Here is an 8,330-nt window from a genome sequence, read left to right as displayed (position 1 = left end):
GTATTCAGAGAAGATGAACTAAAAGTAAAAGACCCAGATGGAGCTGCTCACTTAGCGGCATTTAATCGTGCTGCGTTGAACACGATAAAGCAGGATGAGAGTGACAAAGATAGCTTGGCTGCCAAACGTAGAAAGTCAGGTTGGTCTGGTGAATATCGCTCAAAAATAATATTTGGCTAATATTTATTCAAAGTGGAATCCCGCCCTGGGTGGTAGATGAATATGTAATTAATTATTCAGATGAAATGTCTAATTTGGTTTCCTTGGAAAAAATTGAACAAATTCAAGAGGTAATAGACAGGGTGAATAACCAGTGGCTCTCACATCAAAACGCTTTGGCGGAGGTAATTAATTCAATTAATAACGATAGTTCTCAAAAGATAACCATTGAAGTTTTAGATTCCATTATCGGTCTTACTTTCAATCCAGAGTACATTGAGGAATATAACAAAAAAATTAACAACAGTAATGAGTTGGATGGTTTGGAAGGACTTCAAAGCTTAATTAGTCTTGTGGACAAGGAGTTAACAGAAAAAGGAAAGACCGAAAATGTTTGGGAAGAAGGTGTTTTCTTTCCATCGGAATTTTACAGAAACCTTTGTGATGCGCCAAGGTCAGGGATAGATGAACACACTGGAACTGTATATCCAGACAATCAGGGTTCTATTTTACAAGAACAGTTATATCTAAGATCAATACATAATGAAGAGTATCTTTGGTATGATGAAATTATTGATAGTAACCCATCAAATTTCAGCTCGACTTCTAGCTACTTTAACAGTCTTAAAACACCTTTTACTTTAGCTGACAACCGCCCTAAAGATAGATTTCATTTTAGCCAAACATATGACGACTACATGTCTAACTTTGCTGAGAAAGTGTTGTACGGTTTCGGGTTTAATTGGTCTTTTTTATCTTCATACCCGCCTCGAAATCTGGTATTAACATACGTAGATGAATACTCTATAGCTGGCTTGGCTGGTATTTCGAGAGGCGACAGGCTAGTAAAAATTAATAATATTGATGTCATTAATACCACCATCTTTTCCGACTTGGTTTTTATCAATGAGGTGTTATTTAATACCAAGGATGGCCTTTATTTGTTCGAATTTCATTCTCCCCTTGGAGCTATCAAACAGGTTCTAATGTCACCTACTCATGATGTGGCAAACCCACTTATGTTCAAAAGGCAACTTGTGACATCTGATGACCGTATTGGTTATTTTATGCTTAATGAGTTTCACGCATCTGCCCAATCTTCTTTGATATCGACATTCAATGAGTTTTTGTTAGACGGTGTAAATGAACTCATTGTTGATCTTCGCTATAATCGGGGAGGGCTTTTGTATATGTCCTCGCAGCTAGCTTATATGATTGCCGGTGCTAAGTCTTCGAACAGAATTTTTGAGTCACTAATCTATAATGACAAAAGTTCTCATAAAAACTTTGACTTAATGTTTGTCGACAGAGAAATAGATTGGAGTCAAGGAATTATAACAAACGAAATGCTACCGACTTTAAACTTAGATCGAGTGTTTATACTGGCAACAGGCAGCACTGCATCTGCCAGTGAATCTTTGATTAATGGTCTAAGGGGAATTGATGTCGAGGTAGTGCTTATCGGTTCTCAAACATATGGTAAGCCATATGGTTTTGTTCCCAATATGAACTGTGGTATGGCTTACTATTTTGTTCAATTTGTCGGTCAAAATGAGAAAGGATTTGGCGATTACACTTACGGTCTAGAACCTGTTGAGTTTGAATCTTCTGAAATTGGTTTAACGCACCGAGTCAAAGGGTGTGCAGCCATTGATGATGTCACGTTACAGTTAGGGTCATATGAAGAACCGATGGTGAGTGATGCTTTGAGCATCATTGAGAAAGATCAGTGTCACTCGTCGATTTCTTCATTAGTGACCACTCTGTCCAACAGAGACGTGCAAATGAGTTCATCAGCTTCTCCCAATTTTTACAACCAAAAGGTATACGAAAAGCTCTATCCCTTACCACCCTGGCTATAGGTTTGTGGTACGAAGTTAAATAATTTCAACGGTTGGCTGCTGCAAGTGTTCAACCAGTACTTTGACGAATCGCGCGGCTTCGCCACCAGTACAGGCTCTATGATCGAATGTGATCGACAAAGGTAGCGCTTTGATGACTATTGGTTGGCCGTCTTGTAAAACTAGTTTCTCTACAATTCGTCCTGCTCCCACAATAGCGACTTGAGGCGGAGAGACGACTGGGGTCGCGAAAATTCCGGCAATGGCACCAAAGTTCGACAGTGTTATCGTCGCGTGTTGTAGTTGTTCTCTACCTATTCGCCTAGCGCGAATTCCCTCTACAGTGTCATTTAGCCAGTGGCGTATTCCTTGTTGGTCAAATCTGTCGGCGTTTCTGAGTACTGGTACATACAATCCATGGCTACTATCTACCGCGATTCCGATATTCACTTTGCTATGAACACAACGTGTCATTGTATCGGCATCAAACCAAGCGTTTAAAGCAGGCTCTTTTTGGCAAGCAAACACAACCGCTTTAATTAAACGACCGGAAATATCCTCTTGTTGTGACCAATTGGACAGTAACGCTTCTTCAGTGACCGTCACAGAAGCAACGTTGTGATGTGACTCCGCCATAGTACCGACCATGGTGCGTCTAGCGCCCTTGAGCACTTCTGTCCCAGGTGTTTGCCGGTCAAGTTCGTTGTAAATATCTGTGTCAGTGATTACACCGTCATGTCCGCTACCTTTCACCTTTAATAGGTCAACACCGAGCTTTTTAGCGAGAAGTCGAGCAGACGGCATCGCAGTGACCGTTTTTTCAGAGTTTGAATGATGAGCAGGCCCAACCCAAAAGTCATCAACTTCAACGTGGTGCGTGTGGTTTGACACATTACCCACAACGGTGGCGGCATCACTTGATGTGGATGTAGAGTGAGTGGCAGAAGTTTCCGTGACCACTTCTTCAATCTCAATCAGCAAACTGCCGATGTTGATGACGTCACCTTCATTCCCATGACGGCTGACGATTTTACCGCTATACGGTGCTGGCACCTCGACAACGGCTTTCGCGGTTTCGACGGTTAAGATCACCTGATCAACGTCAACGTGATCACCAACATTAACATGCCATTGAACAATTTCGGACTCAGCGAGTCCTTCCCCTAAATCCGGTAATAAAAATGACTTCATTTCCAGCCCTCGACAAGTTCGCGTGCGGCAAGTGTGATGTCTTGTTCTTGAATTAAGAAATAGTTTTCGTTTTGGTAATAAGGCATAACGGTATCAAGACCAGTCACTCGTTTAGGTGGGGCCTTGAGAAGACACATAGAATGCTCAGAAACTCGTGTGATGATTTCTGCTCCGACACCGCCGCTTCGACTTGCTTCATGGACGACAAGCAAACGTCCGGTTTTTTCGAGTGACTTAATGATGGTATCCATATCAATCGGTTTGATACTCGCCAAGTCGATCACTTCTGCTTCGATTCCCTGTTTTGACAAGGATTGGGCTGCTTGTAAGGTTTCAATAACACAAGCTCCCCAAGTAACAATGGTAAGATCGCGACCTTTCCGCAGTGTGTAACAGGTATCAAGAGGCAGAGCTTGCCCGTCGTTTACCACGGGGGACTTCACCGTTCGATAAATCCGCTTTGGCTCAAAAAACATCACAGGATCGTTACTTCGAATCGATGCCAGTAGCAAACCGTAAGCACGTTGTGGAGAGGAAGGTACGACAACTTTAAAACCGGGAATATGTGCAAATAATGCCTCTATACTCTCAGAATGGTGTTCTGGAGCGTGTATACCACCGCCAAAAGGCGCTCTGAACACCGCAGGGCAGGTTAATCGTCCTCTGGTGCGGTTCCTCATTCTTGCCGCGTGACAGATAAGGTGTTCCATGGCAGGAAAGACAAAACCCTGAAACTGAAACTCGGCAATAGGTCGTAGCCCTTGAGTTGCCATACCAACCGCAACACCTCCGATAAGAGCTTCAGCCAGTGGGGTATCAATGACTCGCTTTAGGCCGAATTTCTCTTTTAACCCCACAGTAGCGCGAAATACACCGCCGTTGTCACCGACGTCTTCACCCAATAGCACCACATTGTTGTCCTGTTCCATTTCGTAGTGAAGTGCTAGGTTTACTGCTTCGACAAGCGTAATGGCGGGTGTTTGTTGGCTAGTCATGTTTGCCTCCTTGCATTCGCAATGTCTTATTAATCAGGGTGTCTCTTTGCGGCGCTAGTTCCTTTGTAGGCGTTTCGTAGAGATAATCAAACGTAGATTCTGGTGGTTGAGGTGCCATGGCTAAATAGCGAGCGACCGCCGCTTCAACGATAGCTTTAGCTTCTTGAGTTAGCTGTTGTTCCTGTTTATCAGACCACATCCGCTGCGACATTAGATACGACTTAAGACGTTTGATTGGCTCATAATCCCAAGCTTGTTGTAGCTCGGAATCATTTCGGTAACGGCTTGCATCGTCGGCGGTAGTGTGGTCACTAAGGCGATAGCTAATGGCTTCAATCAGCGAAGCGCCTTTGCCTTTCCTAGCACGACCAACGGCTTCTAAAATGGTGTCAAACATGGCAATCACATCGTTGCCGTCGACGGTGATACCAGGCACGCCGCCACCAACGGCTTTGTCTGCTAAAAACTCGGCACCACATTGAAGAGTTCGAGGAACTGAAATTGCCCATTGATTATTGTTGACGACGAAAACCAAGGGGATATTCCAAGCCCCCGCACAGTTGAGCGACTCAAGGAAGTCGCCTTTCGACGTGGCGCCATCACCACATGTAACCAAGGCTACATTATGGTTTCCTTTGATTTTCAGTGCTGCGGCAACACCGACAGCGTGAGTGCATTGTGTCGCAATAGGAACACAGAAGGGCAGGTCGGTACATGGTGAGCCATCCTCAAATTCGAAGTCACTACCTCGCTCATCACCGCCCCAATATTGAAGGTTCTTTTCAATGGCTATGCCTCTGACCCAAAGTGCAGGCATATCACGATAGTAAGGAACAAAAACATCGGCTCGGGTAAGCGAGTGACCGATGGCAATGCCTATAGCTTCGGCGCCTAGGTGGGAAGGATAGGTACCGAGTTTACCGGTTCTCTGCAGCGCAACCGCCTTTGCATCATAAACTCTCGCGATGACCATATCGCGGTAGAACTGTAGTAAGGTGTTCTCATCTGCCCAATTGGGCAACGGCTTAACGAGATTACCTTGGTAGTCGATAAAACGATGCATGGGTAATGCTTGTACGTTCATCTCGAGCTCCTTTTCGCACGCTCCGATAAGAGCTAGTGCAAGAAAATCCCAGGGTACAATCTTGATTTCTGTTATCAGACGCGATGGTAATGGTCCGAAGACAAAACAATCATGGTTACTTTAAGTGTAATCAAATTGTTAAAAAGTGCCGCATTTGTATGTTCTTCTTGCAGTAAAATTAACCTTACAGGTGCAAGTTTTTGGGTTAATATTCTGAAATTAAACCTTAAATTGGAGTTATGGGCTGTATATTTGTTATTAACTTGGTTTGGAGTGAAATATGACACTGGTACTACCTGTTGTCATTTGGAGCGAAGAGCAACGAATGACAATAGGTTTTGTTGAGTAGAGTTGAACGTTCGGTTTAGAGTTCTTCACAGAGTTCCAATGGTAAGCCATCAGGATCTTGGAAAAAGGTGAATCTCTTTCCTGTGTACTCATCGACTCTGACTGGCTCTACTTCGACACCTTGAGATGTTAGGTACTCGACGACGGAATCTAACTCTGTGACATTAAAGGCTAAATGTCTTAAACCCTGAGCCTCTGGAAAACTGGGGCGAGCGGGAGCTCCGGGGAAGGTGAAAAGCTCAAGCTGGGTACCATCAGGCAAGACCAGATCTAACTTGTAGGAGTCTCGTTGTTCACGATAGTTTTCGTCGAGTACTTCCAGTTTTAGTACGTTGACATAAAAGTGTTTCGACTTTTCATAGTCGGAACAAATGATGGCGGTGTGATGAATCCCATTAAGCATTTTATCTTCCGTTTGTGACTGGTTAATTGGTGAGTTTTGATGGCAGTTCTGTGACGACATAGTCAAGAAATACACGCAAGCGAGCTGGCATGTATTTGGTCTGAGCGTACTGAAGTGCAACGGCTCCATGGTAGTTACTTTTGATGGTCCAATCCGAGAGGACGGGCACAACACTGCCATCTTCTATAGCTTCAGAAATAACAAAATCATGAAATATTCCTACGCCTAAACCTTGCTTTACGCCCTGAAGGCGCATTTGAGAGTGGTTGATGGCATAGCGTCCTGTTACTTTCACGGTATGAAACTCATCGTCTTTGAGAAAATCCCAAATGTTGTCGCGTTCTGTTTCAGCAAGGTAGAGGCAGTCATGCTTTTCAAGATCACTGGGTGTGCGGGGTAACCCTCGCTTTGTAATGTATTCAGGGCTTGCACAAAGTACTAGGTTGGTAGGTCCTAATTCGATCATTACCAAATTTTCGTCCGGTTTGTCAGTGAGCTTAAACGCCACGTCAATACCCATACGTAATAGGTCGATTTCGCCATCAACCGCGCGAACTTTCAGTTGGATTCCTGGATATCGAACTAGGAACGGCGTAATAAATGGCTGTAATACGGAATTAAGAAATGCTTCTGGCGCTGCCACCGTAATAGAGCCAGTCGGTTCGGTATGATCTGATTGAGAAACGTCAATAGCCTGTTGAGCGGCATTGACCATTAGTACGCTTTGATCGTAAACCTTTTGTCCAGCCTGAGTGATAACCAATTTACGGGTAGTACGTTCGAATAATTTTGCTGATAGTGCGCTTTCCAGACGCGTGATGGTTTTAGACAGTGCTGATGGCGTAACGCCGAGTTTTTTCGCAGCGGCGGTAAAACTGCCTTCGTTTACGACCAAAATAAAAGATGCGAGGTCAGGTAGTAAGCTCAATAACTTATGGCTGAACATTATTGTTGCCTCAGATTCACTAATGGTTTTCCATCTTAAGGGATAATCGTTTGTACCACAATGAACTAGAATGGCTTGAATCTAGATATAAGGCGAATCAATACGCTGTAAATATCACCTCCCTACATAACCTATTGATAAATAGGATAGAAAAAGGAATCCACTATGTCTTCTGCGTTTTATAAGCAAATCCAAGATCAAATTGAAGAAGTAAAAGCTGAAGGACTTTACAAGTCTGAGCGCATCATCACTTCTCAGCAACAAGCCGCTGTTGAAATCTCAACAGGTGAAGAAGTATTAAACTTCTGCGCGAACAACTATCTTGGTCTTGCGAACCATCCTGCACTGATAGACGCTGGTAAAGCAGGCATGGATAAAAACGGCTTCGGTATGGCGTCAGTTCGTTTTATCTGTGGTACTCAAGACATTCACAAAGAACTTGAGCACAAACTGTCTACGTTCCTCGGTAAAGAAGACACGATCCTTTACACTTCTTGCTTCGATGCAAACACAGGTTTGTTCGAAACTATCCTAGATAAAGAAGATGCTATCATCTCTGATGCGCTTAACCACGCCTCTATCATTGACGGTGTGCGTCTTTGTAAAGCAATGCGCTACCGTTACTCAAACAACAATATGGAAGAGCTTGAGCAGCAACTTATCGCGGCTAACGAAGCAGGTGCTCGTCATAAGCTCATCGTGACTGACGGTGTATTCTCAATGGATGGCGTGGTTGCAAATCTTCCAGCAATTTGCGATTTAGCTGATAAGTATGACGCACTAGTGATGGTTGATGACTCTCACGCGGTTGGCTTTATGGGCAAAAACGGTGCGGGCACGCATGAGTTCCACAACGTTGTTGATCGTATCGACATCGTCACTGGTACGTTAGGTAAAGCGATGGGCGGTGCATCAGGCGGTTATACTTCTGGTAAGAAAGAAGTGATTGATTGGCTGCGTCAGCGTTCACGCCCATACCTGTTCTCTAACTCTGTAGCACCAGCGATTGTAAATGCGTCTATCCGTGTTCTAGATTTGCTACAAGAGAGTGGTGACCTACGTGAGCGTCTATGGGAGAACGCGGCACATTTCCGTGCTCGTATGGAAGGTGCAGGTTTCACTATGGGTGGCGCCGATCACGCGATCATTCCAATCATGCTAGGCGACGCAAAAGTAGCCGCTGAGTTTGCAGAGCGTGCGTTAGCGAAAGGCATCTATGTTATTGGGTTCTCTTTCCCAGTAGTACCTAAGGGCCAAGCTCGCATTCGTACTCAAATGTCTGCGGCCCATTCCCGTGAGCAACTTGACCGCGCTATCGATGCATTCATCGAAGTGGGCAAGGACATGGGTCTTATTTAAGGTT

General features: G+C 44.3%; 7 protein-coding genes and 1 pseudogene. 3 read left to right on the top strand and 5 right to left on the bottom strand.

The features are described from left to right. Nucleotides 1–180, top strand: a pseudogene (locus VTH8203_RS17950) (ISAs1 family transposase); the annotation flags it as partial. Nucleotides 181–209: 29 nt separating this feature from the next. After that, nucleotides 210–2,021: a S41 family peptidase gene (locus VTH8203_RS17945; RefSeq protein ID WP_096994889.1), complete on the top strand. Its 1,812-nt coding sequence runs from the start codon at nt 210–212 to the stop codon at nt 2,019–2,021. A 15-nt stretch (nt 2,022–2,036) separates the two neighbouring features. On the opposite strand, the gene VTH8203_RS17940 is transcribed toward VTH8203_RS17945, so the two are convergent. The 5 genes from VTH8203_RS17940 to VTH8203_RS17920 all read right to left on the bottom strand — a co-directional run bounded on the left by VTH8203_RS17940 (nt 2,037) and on the right by VTH8203_RS17920 (nt 6,967). Then, nucleotides 2,037–3,191, bottom strand: coding sequence for a dihydrolipoamide acetyltransferase family protein (locus VTH8203_RS17940; protein WP_096994888.1), 1,155 nt, complete (start codon nt 3,189–3,191; stop codon nt 2,037–2,039). Continuing rightward, complete coding sequence (locus VTH8203_RS17935; protein ID WP_096994887.1) at nt 3,188–4,186, bottom strand: alpha-ketoacid dehydrogenase subunit beta; 999 nt, start codon at nt 4,184–4,186, stop codon at nt 3,188–3,190. The genes VTH8203_RS17940 and VTH8203_RS17935 overlap by 4 nt, the downstream gene beginning before the upstream one ends. Continuing rightward, nucleotides 4,179–5,270 (bottom strand): pyruvate dehydrogenase (acetyl-transferring) E1 component subunit alpha, encoded by a 1,092-nt coding sequence (gene pdhA, locus VTH8203_RS17930; protein WP_096994886.1) that lies wholly within the window; start codon nt 5,268–5,270, stop codon nt 4,179–4,181. Before pdhA ends, VTH8203_RS17935 begins: the two co-directional genes overlap by 8 nt. Nucleotides 5,271–5,634: 364 nt before the next feature. Further along, nucleotides 5,635–6,021: an SMU1112c/YaeR family gloxylase I-like metalloprotein gene (gene gloA2, locus VTH8203_RS17925; protein ID WP_096994885.1), complete on the bottom strand. Its 387-nt coding sequence runs from the start codon at nt 6,019–6,021 to the stop codon at nt 5,635–5,637. 22 nt (nt 6,022–6,043) lie between these two features. Continuing rightward, nucleotides 6,044–6,967 (bottom strand): LysR family transcriptional regulator, encoded by a 924-nt coding sequence (locus tag VTH8203_RS17920; RefSeq protein WP_096994884.1) that lies wholly within the window; start codon nt 6,965–6,967, stop codon nt 6,044–6,046. 165 nt (nt 6,968–7,132) lie between these two features. On the opposite strand from VTH8203_RS17920, the gene VTH8203_RS17915 reads away from it, so the two are divergent. Further along, the gene (locus VTH8203_RS17915) at nt 7,133–8,326 is read left to right on the top strand and encodes a glycine C-acetyltransferase (RefSeq protein ID WP_096994883.1); all 1,194 of its coding nucleotides are present in this window, start codon (nt 7,133–7,135) and stop codon (nt 8,324–8,326) included. Nucleotides 8,327–8,330: the final 4 nt, after the last annotated feature.

Origin of the sequence: Vibrio thalassae, assembly GCF_900089835.1 — a bacterium.
GTDB lineage: Bacteria > Pseudomonadota > Gammaproteobacteria > Enterobacterales > Vibrionaceae > Vibrio > Vibrio thalassae.
This window is presented reverse-complemented; position numbering and strand designations above follow the sequence as displayed.